Origin of the sequence: Paenibacillus hexagrammi (genome assembly GCF_021513275.1) — a bacterium.
GTDB classification, from domain to species: domain Bacteria; phylum Bacillota; class Bacilli; order Paenibacillales; family NBRC-103111; genus Paenibacillus_E; species Paenibacillus_E hexagrammi.
Window position 1 is genome coordinate 4,581,758 of the sequence record NZ_CP090978.1, and the last position, 18,243, is coordinate 4,600,000.

Annotated in this window: 11 protein-coding genes, 3 tRNA genes and 1 rRNA gene; 3 read left to right on the top strand and 12 right to left on the bottom strand. The window is 46.9% G+C overall.

The genetic code is table 11. The features are described 5' to 3' along the window. The first annotated feature begins 45 nt into the window (after positions 1-45). From L0M14_RS20665 to L0M14_RS20675, 3 genes are all read left to right on the top strand, one after another. A complete protein-coding gene (locus tag L0M14_RS20665) occupies positions 46-1,353 on the top strand; it encodes an aminotransferase class I/II-fold pyridoxal phosphate-dependent enzyme (RefSeq protein WP_235118472.1) in 1,308 nt (435 codons plus the stop codon). A 114-nt stretch (positions 1,354-1,467) separates the two neighbouring features. Continuing rightward, positions 1,468-1,788 (top strand): helix-turn-helix domain-containing protein, encoded by a 321-nt coding sequence (locus L0M14_RS20670; RefSeq protein WP_235118473.1) that lies wholly within the window; start codon positions 1,468-1,470, stop codon positions 1,786-1,788. Next, positions 1,737-2,630: an IS3 family transposase gene (locus tag L0M14_RS20675; RefSeq protein ID WP_235118474.1), complete on the top strand. Its 894-nt coding sequence runs from the start codon at positions 1,737-1,739 to the stop codon at positions 2,628-2,630. The genes L0M14_RS20670 and L0M14_RS20675 overlap by 52 nt, the downstream gene beginning before the upstream one ends. Before the next feature lie 90 nt (positions 2,631-2,720). Here L0M14_RS20675 and L0M14_RS20680 read toward each other — a convergent pair whose 3' ends face one another. The 12 genes from L0M14_RS20680 to L0M14_RS20735 form a co-directional block, all read right to left on the bottom strand. Next, positions 2,721-4,754 carry a CBM35 domain-containing protein gene (locus L0M14_RS20680; protein WP_235122984.1) on the bottom strand — a complete coding sequence of 678 codons (2,034 nt, stop codon included), beginning with the start codon at positions 4,752-4,754 and terminating at the stop codon, positions 2,721-2,723. Positions 4,755-5,095: 341 nt separating this feature from the next. Further along, positions 5,096-6,610: a response regulator transcription factor gene (locus L0M14_RS20685; RefSeq protein WP_235118475.1), complete on the bottom strand. Its 1,515-nt coding sequence runs from the start codon at positions 6,608-6,610 to the stop codon at positions 5,096-5,098. 35 nt (positions 6,611-6,645) lie between these two features. Further along, positions 6,646-8,460 (bottom strand): cache domain-containing sensor histidine kinase, encoded by a 1,815-nt coding sequence (locus L0M14_RS20690; protein WP_235118476.1) that lies wholly within the window; start codon positions 8,458-8,460, stop codon positions 6,646-6,648. 115 nt (positions 8,461-8,575) lie between these two features. Continuing rightward, complete coding sequence (locus L0M14_RS20695) at positions 8,576-10,534, bottom strand: glycoside hydrolase family 127 protein (RefSeq protein ID WP_235118477.1); 1,959 nt, start codon at positions 10,532-10,534, stop codon at positions 8,576-8,578. A 31-nt stretch (positions 10,535-10,565) separates the two neighbouring features. Then, complete coding sequence (locus tag L0M14_RS20700) at positions 10,566-11,414, bottom strand: carbohydrate ABC transporter permease (RefSeq protein WP_235118478.1); 849 nt, start codon at positions 11,412-11,414, stop codon at positions 10,566-10,568. Position 11,415: 1 nt separating this feature from the next. Then, positions 11,416-12,297 carry a carbohydrate ABC transporter permease gene (locus L0M14_RS20705; protein ID WP_235118479.1) on the bottom strand — a complete coding sequence of 294 codons (882 nt, stop codon included), beginning with the start codon at positions 12,295-12,297 and terminating at the stop codon, positions 11,416-11,418. A gap of 151 nt (positions 12,298-12,448) precedes the next feature. After that, a complete protein-coding gene (locus tag L0M14_RS20710) occupies positions 12,449-13,735 on the bottom strand; it encodes an ABC transporter substrate-binding protein (RefSeq protein ID WP_235118480.1) in 1,287 nt (428 codons plus the stop codon). A gap of 344 nt (positions 13,736-14,079) precedes the next feature. Continuing rightward, positions 14,080-14,496, bottom strand: coding sequence for a cupredoxin domain-containing protein (locus tag L0M14_RS20715; RefSeq protein WP_235118481.1), 417 nt, complete (start codon positions 14,494-14,496; stop codon positions 14,080-14,082). A gap of 260 nt (positions 14,497-14,756) precedes the next feature. Beyond that, positions 14,757-14,838 (bottom strand) — tRNA-Leu (locus L0M14_RS20720). Between the two features lie 13 nt (positions 14,839-14,851). Continuing rightward, positions 14,852-14,923: transfer RNA gene (locus tag L0M14_RS20725), tRNA-Gln, on the bottom strand. A gap of 17 nt (positions 14,924-14,940) precedes the next feature. Then, positions 14,941-15,013 (bottom strand) — tRNA-His (locus tag L0M14_RS20730). Positions 15,014-15,192: 179 nt separating this feature from the next. Next, a 23S ribosomal RNA gene (locus L0M14_RS20735) occupies positions 15,193-18,108 on the bottom strand. Positions 18,109-18,243: the final 135 nt, after the last annotated feature.

Below are 18,243 nucleotides of genomic sequence, written 5' to 3' on the forward strand. Positions count from 1 at the left end.
AACTCCTAAAAATGAAAAGTTCATTGGAAGGAATGACCGAAACCTATGAATCCTCTGGCACGACAGTTAAACGAGACCTTGGAACGTGAAAATTCTCACGTGCACGCCATGCTTTCCGCATTGGGCAAATCGATTTATTTCCCTAAGGAAGGCATTCTCAGTCAATCTGCTGAAGCAAAAGCAAAAGCCAAGACATACAACGCCACGATCGGTATCGCTATCGAGAATGGACAGCCGATGCATCTGAAAGTCATCCAAGACACTCTCTCCACTTACGCGCCAAAAGATCTGTACGAATATGCGCCTCCTGCGGGCAAGCCGGAACTTCGCGCTGCATGGCGCAAGAAAATGCTGGAAGAAAACCCTGATATCCAAGGCAAACTGATCGGTAATCCGATTGTCACCAACGCATTGACGCACGGTCTCAGCATCGCTGCCGATTTGTTCGCTGATCAAGACGATGCCGTCATTATTCCTGATAAAAACTGGGAAAATTACGAGCTGACATTTGAAATTCGCCGCGGTGCGCGAATCGTCAACTATCCGCTCTATAACGAGCAGAACCGCTTTAATGCCGCAGGTCTTCGCGAGGCACTCCTTGCGCAAAAGTCAAAAGGCAAAGCGATTGTCGTTCTGAACTTCCCTAACAATCCGACCGGCTATACGCCTGATGCCCAGGAAGGCAGAGAAATCGCCGCGGCCATTAAAGATGCAGCGGAAGCCGGCATCAACGTGGTAGCTTTGACGGACGATGCTTATTTCGGTCTTTTCTTCGAGGACTCCCTTCATGAATCTCTGTTCGGACAGCTTGCCGAGCTGCACCCTCGTGTGCTCGCGGTCAAAATTGACGGAGCCACCAAGGAAGAGTACGTGTGGGGCTTCCGGGTAGGTTTCATTACTTATGCGGGTAACAGCGAGGCAATGCTGAGTGCTTTGGAGCAAAAAACGATGGGCATTATCCGCGCCACCATCTCCAGCGGCCCGCACCCGTCGCAAACCTTCGTCTTGCACGCTTTGAACTCACCGGAGTTCAAGCAGCAAAAGCAGGAGAAGTTCGATATTATGAAAGGCCGCGCCAACCGCACCAAGGCGCTGCTCGACAGCGGCAAATTCAACGACGCCTGGGATTACTACCCGTTCAACTCCGGCTACTTCATGTGCCTGAAGCTGAAAACCGTTGACGCCGAGTCGCTGCGTGTACACCTTCTCGACAAATATGGCGTCGGTACGATCGCCTTGGGCGAAACCGATCTTCGTGTTGCCTTCTCGTGTATTGATGAATCGCAAATTGATGAGCTCTTCGGCCTGATTTATCAAAGCGTGAAAGATATAGAAACGGTTGCGGCCAAGTAATGATCCGTTCATAAATTCAAAAAGCACCTTCTGCTAGATGTGGAGTGCCCCCCTTATAATAGACATTGGAAAAACCCCCTGGGTAAACCGATGAATTATTAGGGGGGCATTTCTATGGCGATCAAAGGACAAACGTTTAGACATTATCCAGAATCCATCAAGACAGAGGCTATTCGTTTACATGAGGTGGAGGGTTGGAGCTACCGAGAAATCACAGAACATTTGGGGATATATGATAAGGGACGGGTCAAGAAGTGGATGAGTAAATACCGTGAGTGCGGCGAAGAAAGTTTTAAGGACAAGCGTGGAGGCCCCTTTCGAGCAGAGACAGAGCAAGAGCGACTAATTCGACAGTTGCAATTAGAGGTAGATGTGCTAAAAAAGTGGTTACAATTCTTGAGTCGGGAGGTGCACAAGATAAATACTACGTCATAGATGAGTTGAAGGAGCAGCAAAGCGTGAAAGAGTTATGTTCTTATTTGGGAGTAAGCAGAAGTGGTTACTACGCCTATGTAAAGCGTAGGACAACAGATCCTGATGGAGAACTAAAGCTCAAAATCTTGGCGATCTACGAGCAGCGTAAGAAGATTCTAGGGTACCGCCGTATTCAAGATGAGTTGTATCGTCAGCATAACCTTATCGTCAATCATAAGAAGGTTTTGCGCCTTATGCAAGAACTTGGCATCAAGTCAATTATCCGCCGCAAATATAAGTATCAAACGAGTCATGAAGCAGCTATATCCGACGGGAGAGTGGCCGAGAACTTGCTAAAGCGGAACTTCCATGCCGACGGTCCAAATCAAAAGTGGGTTACAGATGTTACGCAATATCGTGTGTTCGATGATCGGGTCTACTTATCGGCCATAAAGGATCTCTGGAACGGCGAAATTGTGGCTTATCACATCAGTAACCGTAACGACAATCCGCTTGTATTAGATACGTTTAGAAAAGCATTTAAAGCGCATAAAGACGTGTCTGGATTGATCGTTCACAGCGATCAAGGAAGCCAGTACACGTCTCATGCTTACCACGACATGCTGCCAAAGGTTGGCGCCCGAATCAGCATGTCCCGCCGAGGCAATTGTTATGATAATGCCTCTATGGAAAGTTTCTTCTCTCATTTGAAAGTGGAAGCTCTCTATCCCTATGATATCCGAAGTATCGAGGAAGTACAAAGGCGAATTGAGGAATTTATTCGATTTTATAACGAGGAAAGAGCACAGAAAAAACTAAACAAGCTGACTCCGGTTGAGTACCGGCGCCAGCTTGTTGCCTAGGGCTTTTTTCAATGTCTACTAAATGGGGTCTTGACCAATGAAGCAGAGGGTGCTTTTTGTTTCGGAGTATAATGATATAAGAATTATCCGTCAGTTCAATGTAATATTGTCAATCTCAGCATAGCCCGTACTGCCTTTCATCAGCCTGATGATATTATCCCCGGCAGTTAAATTCACGTTCACATTGACCGTACCGAATTGCCCCCAGCCTGATGTAGCGTGGTAAGTAACCGTAGAGAAAGGCCCGCCGTTATACGCTAAATTTTGTGTGGAGCTAGCGCCTGTACCGTTCGCATAGCGGATGGTCATGGAGTAAGTCTTTGTTGTCGGTACTTTCACATAGAAATCAACATAGCTGTCATTGTAATCAATTTGCGCTACATACTTGCCGCCTGAAGCTTGGGAACCGGATGCAATGTTTGCATGGCTGACCGCAGCATCCTCCGCTTCATATACGTTGGTTGCCTGGCCATATGGAGTCATATAAATTCTGTAGCCATCATTATTGTACAAACCTGTCATGGGAACTGTAATTTGTCCGTTCGAAATCGTATAGTCCCCTTCGAGCAAGGTATTCGTTGTATTCACAGCTGTGCTCTTATTTACGAATGGTGTCCAGTCTACCCGCACGTGGACTTTGCTTCCATTGCCACCGAAGAATGAAGGGAAATTTTTAATCGTGGCATTTACCGAGCCATCCGTGTTTCCGCCAAACAGCACGCTTGCATACTTTCTAGTTGCATCTACATTCGCAAAACCGTCCAATGCCCGCGTGTCGTTCACATTCGGCGGGGTCGTGTTCACCATATTGCCTGTCATGTCGCCATACCATTTGTAGAACCACCAACCGCCGTTTCTCTGCGTCGAGCTTGAAAGCAAGCTTCCCAATCTCCCCGGATTTGGAACGTCCCAATAGCTTTGCATAGCAGTGTCAACCTTCAGTCTCTCGAATTTAGCAATCAGCGGAGCCACAGCACCGGGCTTACCTTCATCCGTCTGCCAGCCGCTTGCGCTGTATTCATTAATGGAAATAGGTTTTGCTGTAATTCCAAGAGAGCTTTCGATCGCTCTGTAATCATTGAAGTCATTGGTAAAATTCTCGTTATTGAGTTGGTGCCAGGACGTAATGTCAGGTACGGTGTTTTGGGACTTTTGATAAGATATAAACTCCTGCATGGTGTTGTGCCGATATGCCGCATAGGATGGGCCTATTGCTTTAGCCGAAGGGTCCAGCTGTTTTAATTTTTTATAAGATTGACTAAAAAACTCGCTGAATGTCAGGTTACCGCTTACATCTGAAGAAGTGTTTCCGCTGCTGTACTTGATGCTATTGTTTAACGTGGCATTCTCCGCTTCATAGCGCACCTGACTACCGCCGATTACATCGATGTAATCGATTTCGGCATATCCTGCTGAGCCTTTCGTAAACCGGATCGTATTAGTGCCTGCATGTAAGGATACGGTTGTGTTTAATGAACCAGCGCTTCCCGCAGCAAACCAACCTCCCGTGTTCGGGTATGTGATTACCCCAGTACTTCCACCGTTCACACTCAGGTTATGGGTAGAAGAGGCTCCTGTACCATTGGCGTAGTGAATATGTAGGGTGTAGTTTTGGGCAGCAGGCACATTTACTGTAAACTCCACATAGCTGTTACTATCGTTGATGCCTCCCACATATTTCCCTTTCCAAGTTCCGTCAGGCTCATTCCAGAGTTCATACCCGTAGATATTCGTTAAACCGGCCGCTTTTACTGCATTCACAGTCGTTGTCATTTTATTAAACCAGTCCGTCAAATTCGAGTAGTCATACCAGCCTGGATACCAGTCGGCAAGACGAATGGATACTTGACTCCCCGTAGACACCAACTTTTGGGCGACCGGTACGGCTGCACCCCATGGCTGCTGATAACCGCTTACCGCAGGATTGTTATATGCCTTGGCATGCAAGGGAATGATGAGATTGTTATCCGGCTGATTTTCAATGACCCCGTATAAGGAGCCTGCCGCACCATGCGTGACAGGTCCAATGACACTTGATAAATCTACCGTCAAATTACTTGCGGCATATGCCGGTACTACCGAAGAAACACTGGATATTAGCAAAATTGAGCTTGCGAGCATCATTTTTTTCACAACATTACCTCCCGTATCATCTTATTGAGCCAAACAATTTCAATCTAACACATTAATCAAATTACAGTTTTCAAACCTCCTTTTACAGTAAACGGTTTCAAATAAAATCGGCCTTACATCTGCGCCTTCGTACAGAATGAATTTGCGTTTGCTCACTGTTCAAGACTTCAAGAGCAGCGTTCAACCGATTAATTCTATCGTAAAGGATTGTAAGCGCTTTGATAATTCTAATATTCTAAGAAAGTAGTAATATGTTAATATAAAAAATAAAACCTGCGTGATTGCGCAGGTCGAGTCGTCCTTACTTGTGTAAATTTTGAAATTCCTTAGGGTTACCCCGTCATTTCCTTAAATACCTTCGAAAAATATTTGGCGTCAGGATAGCCTACCCGCTCCCCGATTTCAAAGGATTTTAACGAGCTATTCAATAACAGCTCCTTCGCCTTCGTGATTCGGACATCTCGAATATAAGCGGTAAATGACACACCTAGCTCTTTCTGAAACAAGGAGCTCAGATATTCCGGTGTCACATGGCAGCCATTTGCGATCTCCTCCAAGGAAAGTCCGGTGTGATAACGCTCCTGGATTATTTTTATCGCTTTGGAGATGACCAAACTGTATACTTTCGCCTCTTTGCCCTTATATTGACAAACATAATCAGCCGACATGAGCAAAGCTTGACCCAGCTCCAATCGAGTTTTAGCCGACGTAATGCGATGAAAGATTTCATTCCTTTGGCTGGTCATCATCGCATCGCCATTGATGGCTTCGCCCAAGTGCAGCATGCCGGATGCGAAACGAAGACATGCTTCAATGACCTCCTCAGGATGGCTTGCCTGCTTGGTACATGCAGCAATCATAGCTTCCCCACAAGCATATACCTTCTCTTTGTCACGGCTGGATAACGCCTCTTTCATCTTAAGTTCAATGTCTGCGGGATACTGAATGTGACGAGGAGGAGATTGTTTCTGTAAATCCTCAGCAAACAGTATAGGCCGTTCAACATGCAGTATCGACCACTTGTGCAGCTCACGCAGCTGATCCGTCTCTTGCTTTACATGTCGGAGTGTTGGTAATGAAGTCCAGGAAATCACAATAGGGATCAAGAATTTCTTATTGAGGCGATTCCATAGATCAGCCAACGTGCCGCTTGTTTTCTCAATCGCTTCGGATTGCATGAGAACGACAAGCTCCTGAGAGTCGGGAAGCTCAACCAGGTAAGACTGTTCAACGTGAGCATCATTTTTCAAAAAGTACCGAATTTCTTCTTTGACCTTCCCTATCACCTCTTGGTACATCTCACCAAGATACAAATTGGATACCTGAATATCTTGATCAGGATGAAAGCTCAGAAATTCATGAATGTGCAGATCAAACAGTTCTTTATTTACATCGCCGTTCTCCAAATAACGCCGTAGCAGCTCCTCCGGTCCCATAGCTGGCATATGTGCCTCTTTACCGTTCATGAGATCGATAAGCAGTTCATTCTCCACACTCTTGAGCACGCGAATCAAATCGTCTGCCGTAATTGGCTTTAACAGATATTCACTAACCACGCCCGTTTGTAGGGCCCTCCTGGCAAAATCGAACTCCGAATATCCGCTTAGAATAATCGATTTGAACCTCAGCCCTCTTTGTTTCAGCAGCTCTAGCATCGCTATCCCATCCATGCCGGGCATTCGTATATCGGTAATGACAAGGTCCGGCTTCAGGTCCTCGATCAGAGCAGCACCTTCCACGCCATTATCACTTTCGCCCATGACCTGGTAGGCCTCGCCGCATTTTTGTATGAGCTTGATGATCCCCTTCCTCGTTCTTTCCTCGTCTTCGACTACAATGATTTTCATGAAGTATCCCCCTTGCCTCTTGATGCAGATCTCTGTTATTCGTTTGGCAGCAGCAAGCTAACCACCGTACCGACGCCTACTTGACTATGAAAGGATAGCTTAGCCTTATTTCCGTAATACAGGTTCAGCCTGTCGATCACATTCTTGACTCCGATGCCTGAGCTCTTCATACTGCGATTCTTACCTTCCAGTAGGTCCTTTACAACCTCTTCCTCCATCCCCCATCCATTATCTTCAATATGAATACAGATGTTTGATGAATCCTGAAAGAAGAAACGAATCTTGAGTAGCCCTCCGCTTTTTTTTCCTAAGAATGCATGCAGGATGGCGTTTTCGATAAAAGGCTGAAGCAGCAGCTTGTGGAGCTTGACCCGGCTCATGCCCTCCTCCATCTCGATGACGTACTCGAAAGCTCCGTTAAAGCGATTATGCTGCAAAAATAAATACTGCTCGAGCCACTCGATTTCCTCGGTCAGCAGAACCAGCTTATTGCTTTGACTGATGCTGTAGCGAAGAATATGAGCCAGACCTTTGAGCATTCGGCTGATCTCATGTTCATCCTTTTCAATCGCCATCCAATTGATGGAGTCCAGCGTGTTGTATAGGAAATGCGGGTTAATCTGTGCCTCCAACGAGCGAATTTCTGATTCCTTTTGCTTTTGAACGGCGACTCGCGTCTCCTCCAGCAATTCATTGATTGTAACCATCATTTTGTTATAGCTGGATATGATGATGGAGAATTCGTCTCTGGAATCATTCTTTATTTGAGCGTTCAGATGCCCACGCTGCGCGAGCTTCATGGCATTCACAATTTTACGGATGGATTTGGTTAGCAAGCCAGAGAAATAAATAATGAGCACCGTTGTCACGATAACCATCACAGCGCCGGTAATCACATTGATTTTCTGCATCGTATACATTTCAGAAAACAAGTCGGATTCATTCGTCACATTCACAATGGTCCAGCCGGTCTTTTCATTTTGATAATAGTTGATGATAGAGGGCTGCTTAAGGACAACTGCCTGCAGGGGCAGCATTTCCGGCAGATCAGCCGCTTGACGATCCATCAGATCGGACAAGCTCTTGCCGATATTCTGCTTATCGTGAAAAGAAAGAATCGTATGCTGCGCGTCCATGAGAAAATTGGTGCTGCTGAGCTGTTTCGAACCTCTTTCAGGAGCAGAGAAGTTAACGGCTTGAGACAATACAGCTTCGTCAATTGTTATCACGATATATCCCAAGTCCTCTAAGTTCCCATCGGACAGCCCCGTCATCTTCCTGGCAATATGAAAGACATATTGTCCGTCGTTTGATCCGTCCATCACTTGCTCGGTTGCTGTAATTACGGAGCCCTGCTGATTTCCTTTAAGTGCTTGCAGCAGATTTTGCTGAGAATCTGGCTTCATGTTATTCCATAATGTATCAATCGATGATCCGGTCACACGGTCAAAAGCAATATAGGATCCATCCATATTAAAAAAGGAGAGACTGCGGATTCCTTCTTTCGAATACGTATAGCTAGCCAACAAGCTTCGGAGTCTGCTCGCATAAAGTAGGCTTTCCGGGTCGCTGCCGTGCAGCATGTGATGGATGGAATCAATGACCGCATCGTCCGAGAACACTTGATATAAAATATCCGAATACGCAGATAGCGACGTATCCAAATTTTTATTTGTTTGAATTAAATTGTTATGGACCATATCATTGATTTTAGCCGTCATCACCTGGGTTGAATTCCAGTATGTAATATACTGCATGATAATAGCCGGAAGAAAAGTCACCAATACGAAAGTGATGATCAATTTATTCTTGAAGCTAATCTCGGATTTAAAAAAATTCAGTAAGCTCACTGGATCACCTTTTCATAAAAGCGTTTTCTTCTATCATAGGAGCTATCGGAATCTATGGCTAGAGGAAAATAGGAAAGGACAGTAAGAAGGCAACCCTTCACCGTCCTGATATGATTTATTCCCGAACCCAGACCATCATTTCACCTGGTCCGCGGTTCGCCCACGCATAATACGGTATATATTCTGCCTCGATGAGCTCTTGCTTAACTGCACGGTCTGCCCTGTACAGTTCGCTGCCCCACTGCTCGTCGGAATCCCTGTAAGCAGGCATCTGCAGCACATTCATGCCTCCAAGTAAGGCCGGCTTGCTGACCACTTTTCCCTCTTCTCCTGCTAGGAGACGAATTTGATGGAGATGCTTGCCGTTATCCGCTTCTTCCAAGCAGTACACGAGCGGTCCGCGCTGGAGCGCAGCTTTTCCGATAGTTTCCCGAAGCAGCGGATGACCCTTCATGCGCAGGATCGGCATCGTCATACTCCAAATGACTTGATCGCCAGGTGCCCATACCCGCTTAATCATTGCATATCCGTGGGTTACGGTATGCTCCCACTCTACGGCTTCTCCATTCACGAATAACTCACAACCTGAGGTCCAATTCGGTACACGCAGAGCTAATGTGAACTCCAGATCAGACTTCGATTGTACCGTAAAACCGACATGTCCATTCCATGGAAACTCGGATCGTTGTTCCAAAACGATCGTTTGTCCAGCGACTTCAACTTTGGCTTTTCCGCCCATATATAGATGCGTATAAATCGTATCATCCTGGACCGTGTATACATATTCACCTAACGAAGACAGCAAACGCGCAATATTCGGCGGACAGCAAGCGCATCCGAACCATCCTTGCCGAACCGGCTTCACATGATCGTAGATGTGATTGACTCCGCAGGCATCCGGCCATACCTCCAGCGGGTTCACGTAGAAGAAATGCTTGCCGTCCTTTGCCATCCCTGCCACAACCGTGTTGTACAAAGCGCGTTCCATCACATCGGCATATTCGCTCTTCGGTTCGATTTGCAGCATACGCCGAGCGAAAAAGATCAGCCCGATCGAAGCGCAGGTTTCCGCGTATACGGTATCGTTAGGCAAGTCATAGTCCAGCGAGAATGCCTCACCGAACGCCATAGAGCCGATCCCGCCTGTGATATACATCCGCTTGGACACGATATTATGCCACAGCTTCCTGCATGCATCCAACATACTTGAATCGCCCGTCTCCATGGCTACATCGGCGATGCCTGTCGCCATGTACACAGCTCGCACGGCATGACCTTCCGCTGCATCTTGCTGTCTAATCGGCAAATGAGTTTGGCTGTACTTCTTGTCGTTGATCATATCGGCATTGTACCAATGCCTTGTCTTCCCGCGCTTTTCATACTCCTCTAAGTAAAAATCCCCATGACCGCGCTGCTCTAAGAAAAATTGACTCAGCCTTAAATAAGCTTCATTCCCTGTAACTCGGTACAATTTTACCAATGCCAATTCAATCTCTTGATGGCCGTCGTAACCTTGGATTTTCCCCGGTTCAGGTCCGAATACGGTATCTATATAGTCTGCAAATCGACATACAATGTCGAGAATTTTCCGTTTTCCTGTGGATTTATAATACGCAACCGCGGCCTCTATGAAATGTCCAGCCGTATACAATTCGTGACATTCGCATAGGTTCGTCCACTCTTTACCAGGCTCTTTGAGCGTGTAATATGTGTTCAAATACCCATCTGCACGTTGAGCCCTTCCAATTAAATCGATGACCTCATCGGCCAATTGCTCCAGCTCGGGATCGGAATCTGTTTCCAGCAAATAACCTACGGCCTCCAGCCACTTCGCAACATCGCTATCCTGGAAGACCATGCCGTAGAATTCTCCCTCTTCATCTCCAGCGGCAATTTTCAAATTACGGATAGCATGGCTCGGCTCAGCTTCCGGTATACGGTCATTTAGAGCATCCCATTGATAAGGAATTACGACCTGACGCACCAAATCGATATAGGGACTCCAGAACGAATCTTGAATATGGATATCTTTTATAGGAAGTGTATTAGCAGCTTTCAGCTGTTGTGTCGGCATTGTTTTCTCTACTCCTTTATCTAAGGGGGTCCTATCCTTTTACAGCCCCATTGGTTAATCCGCTGACGATATATTTTTGAATGAAAATAAAGATTAGAATGACCGGCAATACCGAAACGACTCCGAAGGCCATGATATTGTTCCACGAAATTCCTTGATAGCCTAGGAAATTATAAATTCCTGCCGTAACCGGCCTCATTTCAGGCTTGCTGATAAACGTGAGCGCATAGATCAAATCACCCCAAGCATATAAGAACGAAAACACAGCGGCGACCACTACGCCCGGTATGGCAATCGGGAGCATGATGCGCAGAAAAGTTGTAAACGTGTTGCACCCATCAATCTTGGCCGAATCTTCGAGCTCCTTGGGCAATGAGATAAAATAGGTTCGCAAAATCATAACGGAAAACGGGATTCCTATGGTGGCATCCGCAAATATAGGAGCCCAGAACGTGTTGAGTATGTGCAAATTTTTAAACTCAATAAACAATGGAGTCAGAATTAAAGAAGAGGGCAGCATCTGTGTAACTAGGAACAACAGAATGAACAACTTCTTCCAAGGCGTTTGAAATCGGGCCAACCCGTAAGCAGCGGGAATCGCTAATACGGTTGCAATCACCATCGTGGATACGGAAATGATCGCACTATTCACAAAAGAATGGAGAATGTTATTGTTCGCCCCAATAAGCTGGCTCGTATAGGATGCCCATTGAATATGCTCCGGGAAATAAGAAGGATGCGCTAGAAAAATATCTGCTTCTGGTTTTAAAGAGGTCACCACCATCCAATAGAGTGGAAACAAAAAGGCGCAAGTAATGAGCAGTGCCACCGTATTCAATACCCGGTTATGTCTTCGCTCGGTTTTTGTATGAAATTGCACGCTACATCACCTCTTCTTTACTAACCAGCTTCAAATACCCCAGACTTACCAGAAACAAAATGATAAACAATACATTGGCTACCGTTGCGCCTTCGCTGAACTTGTATTCCACAAACGATAGCTTATAGGAGAAGGTCGACATCATTTCCGTCGCGTTAACAGGGCCTCCATTGGTCATGATGACAATCAGATCGAATACTTTAAACGTGTAGATAAAGCCTAAAACGAGCAATGATGTAATAGCCGGCTTCAGCAGCGGCAGCGTAATTCTAAAAAACTTATCCATAGCATTGGCCCCATCAATAGAAGCGCTTTCGTATACATCCTTTGGAATCGTGGTTAAGCCCGTAGTAATCAATATCATGTTAAAAGGGACGCCGATCCATGTATTCGCGATAATCACTGCCCACATAGAGTTGGACGGATTCACCAGCCACTCTACAGGTTGATGGACTAGATGCAGGCTCATTAGAATCTCATTGAGTATTCCGCCGTTTAAGGAAAACATGAATTTAAACATCAAGCCGGTTACCGTAATCGGCATGAGCCAGCTGATCATCACAAGACCGCGCAGCCGTTCTGCTAAAGAAAACTTCTGACTAAATAATAGAGCTAATACAAAGCCGATTATGAATTGTAACACAATGCATAAGACCGTATAAATGAGTGTATTGTAGGTAGACTTCCAAAAAATATCATCATGAAGCAACGCCCGATAATTGCTCAGTCCGATAAAAGAAGGCGTGCCTGCGATGTTCATCACATCGACATTGTAAAGGCTCAATCTGAGATTCTCGAACATCGGATAGCCGACCATGATCAATAAATAAATGAGCGCGGGAAGAATAAACACATTGCTGTAAAATCGTTCCGATAAGCGCATATTCGCTATACCGCCTTTCTTAAAGCTTGTTGGAGTACAAAAATTTTGTACTCCAACAATAGATTCAAGCTACTTCAAAACCTCGTTGATCTTCGTCTGCGCTTCTTTGGCAGCTTCCTCAGGCGTCTTGTACTCCAACCAAAGATTCCTACTATTTCAATACCTCGTTGATTTTCGTCTGCGCTTCTTTGGCAGCTTCTTCAGGCGTCTTGCTGAGTGTCAAAGTTTGCTGCAAGGCAGAAGATAACGCATTCGAAATTTCAGGCCATTTAGGGTGAGGTCCGCGAGGCTGTGCATACTGCATTTCTTCATTGAACACTTTCAGAACAGGATCTTCCGTCCAGTATTTATCGGTCGCTACATCTTTACGTGAAGGGAAATAGCCGAAGCTTTGGGCGAACGGTTTAATGACATCCGGACTTGCCACATACTTAATGAACTTCACTGCATCATCCACATTTTTACCGTTCACAACACCGAGATTTTCCCCGCCAAGGACAGAAGCATATTTCTCGCCTTTCGGAAGAAGCGCTACGCCATATTGCAGATCCGGCGCATTCGTTTTCAGTTCAGGAATTTGCCAAGGACCATTAACCATCATAGCAATTTTACCCGCTGCGAACTGTTTCATCACATCGGCTTGCGTCCAGTTCAGCACTTCTTTGCTCACAGATTGATCTTTAATTAAATCCGCAAGATAACTGTACGCTTTCACACCTTGAGGGCTGTCTACTTTATCAAACGTAGCGCCGGCTCCTAGCAGCCACGGAAGGAATTGAAACGTACCCTCCTCGTTGCCGAGTCCGCTGAAGCCTAAGCCTTTGATATCGCCTTTTGATAATTTTTTGGCAGCGTCGCGCAATTCGTCCCACGTCTGTGGCGGCTTAACGCCTGCGCTGTCGAGCATCGCTTTGTTATAAAACAAAGCCAGATTGTTACTGCCTAATGGAATCCCATACACCTTCCCGTTCAGCGTTGCGGATTTCCACGGGCCTTCGTAGAACTGATCTTTGTCCGGCCAGTCTTTGATCTTGTCTGTAATGTCTGCGAAGAGTCCCATTGCTGCATAAGCCGCGTGATCCGGATTATCAATGACGACAATGTCCGGTAGATCCTGCGCTGCAAGTCCTACAGATAGACGCTTTTTGAATTCCGCGAATGGAATAAACTCCGGAACCACTTCCACGCTGCTATCAACCTTGGAGTATCCTTGAGTTAAACTAGCAATCTTGTCGAAGCGTTCTTTACCTTCAAAATAAAACCACAACTTTAACTGCTTCTTCTCTTTGGACGCTGCGGGAGTAGCCTCACTTTTACTTGAAGCCGCAGGTGCTGCAGTTCCAGCAGCGCTCTGCTGTTCACTGCTTGTGGAAGAACAGCCTACAGCCGAAGCTAGTAATACTGATGACATTAGAACTGATGTTAACGCTTTCTTCATTGTATAAGACCTCCGTTTTGTGTTTTCCTCTTGCTTACATCTTTATCTTAAAGCACTGAAAGCGTTTTGATAATTCTCATAATCTAAGAAAAGTAGAAGGATTTAATGTTATTTTCGGACTATTTCACATCAACACTAAATCACTCACTCGCATGAAAGCCAAATGGCTAGTTCAATATGAAAGCCAAATGTCGCTGATGACCGGCATTCGATGCCACACCACGCGCTGGGAACTTTGCAATAATCACGAATTGATACGATGTCCAAACAAAAAGACCGCCAACCACCAAGCGATGAAAGCTAAGTGGGTGCCGATCTTTCATATATGAAGCGATTCTAATCATCTAATTAACGGTAAGCGTTCCATAGTACATATACATGCCGCAATGATATTCATAGGTACCTGAATTCAGTCCTGACAAAGTTACGATATTATCCCCCTTATTCAAGGGAACGTCAACATCGAAATCGCTTGAACCCAAGCTTTTGATACAAGTCAATCCCGTTGATTTCTTAAAATTGATCTTAGCAGGCTTCCCTGCCTTTAGTTCAATATGGTCTGGTACGAAACCATCATCCGTTACCTGGACCGTTGCCACCTGATAGCCGGCAGCTGCCTCTGCTAATAGCGGATCCACCTCAGCGGAACTGTCGTTGGTTTGAAAAAATACAATCGCACATATGGCTAATGCTACTAATAATCCCGAACCGACTAAGAGGTAACCCGGTTTCCTTATTTTCCTAATGATTGTATCATTCATTAGCCTCATCCTCGCACTTCACTATTCTTGGTTCATTCACACCCTTTTAGCATAACGCATCATGCAGCCATTTGGAGCGATGAACGATGTCAAATATGAAACGAACCTATGAGCATTTCTTGAACATGATCCGGCACTCAAAATTCTGATACAAACTCCAGACTCAGCCTGGGTCAAGCGATAAGCTATTTTAATTACTCAAAAATCTAGGCCTAGAAAAATACAAAAAACCTTGAATCGTCTTCAAGGTTTCTGTTGGATGCGGTCGGAGGGATTTGAACCCTCACGCCTTGTGAGCGCCACCCCCTCAAGATGGTGTGTCTGCCGTTCCACCACGACCGCGTATGATAGTATACTGGGGATCTAGGATTCGAACCTAGGCATGACGGAGTCAAAGTCCGTTGCCTTACCGCTTGGCTAATCCCCAATGAGGTTAGGGAAAAGGGCGATCGATGGGACTTGAACCCACGAATGCTGGAGCCACAGACCAGTGCGTTAACCCCTTCGCCACGACCGCCATATCAATAAGAATTGATCCCTGAAAACTAGATACGAAACTTACGTAAAGTGTGAGTATTTGTGTACCGGTTTTGTTCCGGGCCCCGAGAAAGTATTCGGAATCAGCTTCGAAGCTCTTCTTCACTTTCTTGGGTATTTAGTTTTGCTTCCGAAGCTAGCTTTCCTCCGGAAAGCTCTTAGGTTAAGCCCTCGACCGATTAGTATTCGTCAGCTCCATACATTGCTGCACTTCCACCTCGAACCTATCAACCTCGTCGTCTACAAGGGGTCTTACTGAATTGGGAAATCTCATCTTGAGGTGGGCTTCACGCTTAGATGCTTTCAGCGCTTATCCCTTCCGTACATAGCTACCCAGCTATGCCTCTGGCGAGACAACTGGTACACCAGCGGTACGTCCATCCCGGTCCTCTCGTACTAAGGACAGCTCCTCTCAAATTTCCTACGCCCGCGACAGATAGGGACCGAACTGTCTCACGACGTTCTGAACCCAGCTCGCGTACCGCTTTAATGGGCGAACAGCCCAACCCTTGGGACCTACTTCAGCCCCAGGATGCGATGAGCCGACATCGAGGTGCCAAACCTCCCCGTCGATGTGGACTCTTGGGGGAGATAAGCCTGTTATCCCCAGGGTAGCTTTTATCCGTTGAGCGATGGCCCTTCCATTCGGTACCACCGGATCACTAAGCCCGACTTTCGTCCCTGCTCGACCTGTTTGTCTCGCAGTCAAGCTCCCTTATGCCTTTGCACTCTTCGAATGATTTCCAACCATTCTGAGGGAACCTTTAGACGCCTCCGTTACTTTTTAGGAGGCGACCGCCCCAGTCAAACTGCCCACCTGACACTGTCCCCATACCGGTTCACGGTACCAGGTTAGAACTCCGATACGATCAGGGTGGTATCCCAACGGCGCCTCCACCCAAGCTGGCGCTCAGGTTTCTACGGCTCCCACCTATCCTGTACAGATCGTACCAAAGTCCAATATCAAGCTGCAGTAAAGCTCCATGGGGTCTTTCCGTCTTGTCGCGGGTAACCTGCATCTTCACAGGTATTAAAATTTCACCGGATCTCTCGTTGAGACAGCGCCCAAGTCGTTACGCCATTCGTGCGGGTCAGAATTTACCTGACAAGGAATTTCGCTACCTTAGGACCGTTATAGTTACGGCCGCCGTTTACTGGGGCTTCGGTTCACAGCTTCGGGTTTGCACCCTAACCGCTCCCTTAACCTTCCAGCACCGGGCAGGCGTCAGCCCGTATACTTCGCCTTGCGGCTTCGCACAGACCTGTGTTTTTGCTAAACAGTCGCTTGGGCCTTTTCACTGCGGCCCCCTCGGGCTATTCACCCTACCGAGGCACCCCTTCTCCCGAAGTTACGGGGTCATTTTGCCGAGTTCCTTAACGAGAGTTCTTCCGCGCGCCTTAGAATTCTCTTCTCGCCCACCTGTGTCGGTTTGCGGTACGGGCACCTTCGCCTGGCTAGAAGCTTTTCTCGGCAGTGTGAAATCATGACCTTCGGTACTATAAGTTTCCCTCCCCATCACAGCCCAGCCTTATGGTGTGCGGATTTGCCTACACACCAGCCTCACTGCTTGGACGAGCATCCATCAGCTCGCGTCACTATCCTTCTGCGTCACTCCATCACTCATAACGGCTACGGTGGTACAGGAATATCAACCTGTTGTCCATCGACTACGCCTTTCGGCCTCGCCTTAGGTCCCGACTGACCCTGAGCGGACGAACCTTCCTCAGGAACCCTTAGGCTTTCGGCGGATCAGATTCTCACTGATCTTTTCGTTACTTATACCGGCATTCTCACTTGAATGCAGTCCACCAGTCCTTCCGGTCTGACTTCTACCCGCATTCAACGCTCCCCTACCCATGCATTACTGCAAGCCATAGCTTCGGTGGCGTGTTTAGCCCCGTTACATTTTCGGCGCAGAGTCACTCGACCAGTGAGCTATTACGCACTCTTTCAATGGTGGCTGCTTCTAAGCCAACATCCTGGTTGTCTGTGCAACTCCACATCCTTTCCCACTTAACACACACTTGGGGACCTTAGCTGATGGTCTGGGCTGTTTCCCTTTTGACAATGGATCTTAGCACTCACTGTCTGACTCCCGGATATGAGTTTGTGGCATTCAGAGTTTGACTGGACTTGGTAACCCTTGGCGGGCCCCGCACCCAATCAGTGCTTTACCTCCACAACTCTTGATTCCGAGGCTAGCCCTAAAGCTATTTCGGGGAGAACCAGCTATCTCCGAGTTCGATTGGAATTTCTCCGCTACCCCCACCTCATCCCCGAATTTTTCAACATTCGTGGGTTCGGGCCTCCAGTGAGTGTTACCTCACCTTCACCCTGGACAGGGGTAGATCACACGGTTTCGGGTCTACGTCCACGTACTAAAGCGCCCTATTCAGACTCGCTTTCGCTGCGGCTCCGTCTCTTCGACTTAACCTCGCACGGGAACGTAACTCGCCGGTTCATTCTACAAAAGGCACGCCATCACCCATAAAGAGGGCTCTGACTTCTTGTAAGCACACGGTTTCAGGTTCTTTTTCACTCCGCTTCCGCGGTGCTTTTCACCTTTCCCTCACGGTACTGCTTCACTATCGGTCGCTAGGTAGTATTTAGCCTTGGCAGATGGTCCTGCCGGATTCCGACGGGGTTTCACGTGTCCCGCCGTACTCAGGATCCCTCTAGGCATACGTTTGTTTTTGGCTACGGGGCTTTTACCCTCTTTGCCGAACCTTTCCAGATCACTTCGCCTAACAAACTTTTGCCACATCGAGGTCCTACAACCCCAGGGGCAAGCCCCCTGGTTTGGGCTAATCCGCGTTCGCTCGCCGCTACTGACGGAATCACATTTTGTTTTCTTTTCCTCCAGGTACTTAGATGTTTCAGTTCCCTGGGTATGCCTCTCATGCAGCTATGTATTCACTGCATAGTAACTGCGCATTACCACAGCTGGGTTCCCCCATTCGGACATCCCCGGATCAAAGCCTGCTTACGGCTCCCCGAGGCATTTCGTCGTTCGCCACGTCCTTCTTCGGCTCCTAGCGCCTAGGCATCCTCCGTGTGCTCTTTCTAGCTTAACCAGCTAAAAATAACTTTCATTAACTGCTATGACACAGTCAACGAAAAGGATTTCTAAGTTTCACGCTTTACGTTTCGTTTTCGTTATCTAGTTTTCAAGGAACAATGTTGCAACTGTTACATTCGCCGAAGCGATG

Excerpts from the sequence above, each read along its gene's own strand:
- L0M14_RS20670 (WP_235118473.1), top strand. The coding sequence starts at position 1,468 with ATGGCGATCAAAGGACAAACGTTTAGACATTATCCAGAATCCATCAAG.
- L0M14_RS20695 (WP_235118477.1), bottom strand. The coding sequence starts at position 10,534 with ATGCCGACACAACAGCTGAAAGCTGCTAATACACTTCCTATAAAAGAT.
- L0M14_RS20715 (WP_235118481.1), bottom strand. The coding sequence starts at position 14,496 with ATGAATGATACAATCATTAGGAAAATAAGGAAACCGGGTTACCTCTTA.
- L0M14_RS20705 (WP_235118479.1), bottom strand. The coding sequence starts at position 12,297 with ATGCGCTTATCGGAACGATTTTACAGCAATGTGTTTATTCTTCCCGCG.
- L0M14_RS20685 (WP_235118475.1), bottom strand. The coding sequence starts at position 6,610 with ATGAAAATCATTGTAGTCGAAGACGAGGAAAGAACGAGGAAGGGGATC.
- L0M14_RS20680 (WP_235122984.1), bottom strand. The coding sequence starts at position 4,754 with ATGATGCTCGCAAGCTCAATTTTGCTAATATCCAGTGTTTCTTCGGTA.
- L0M14_RS20665 (WP_235118472.1), top strand. The coding sequence starts at position 46 with ATGAATCCTCTGGCACGACAGTTAAACGAGACCTTGGAACGTGAAAAT.
- L0M14_RS20710 (WP_235118480.1), bottom strand. The coding sequence starts at position 13,735 with ATGAAGAAAGCGTTAACATCAGTTCTAATGTCATCAGTATTACTAGCT.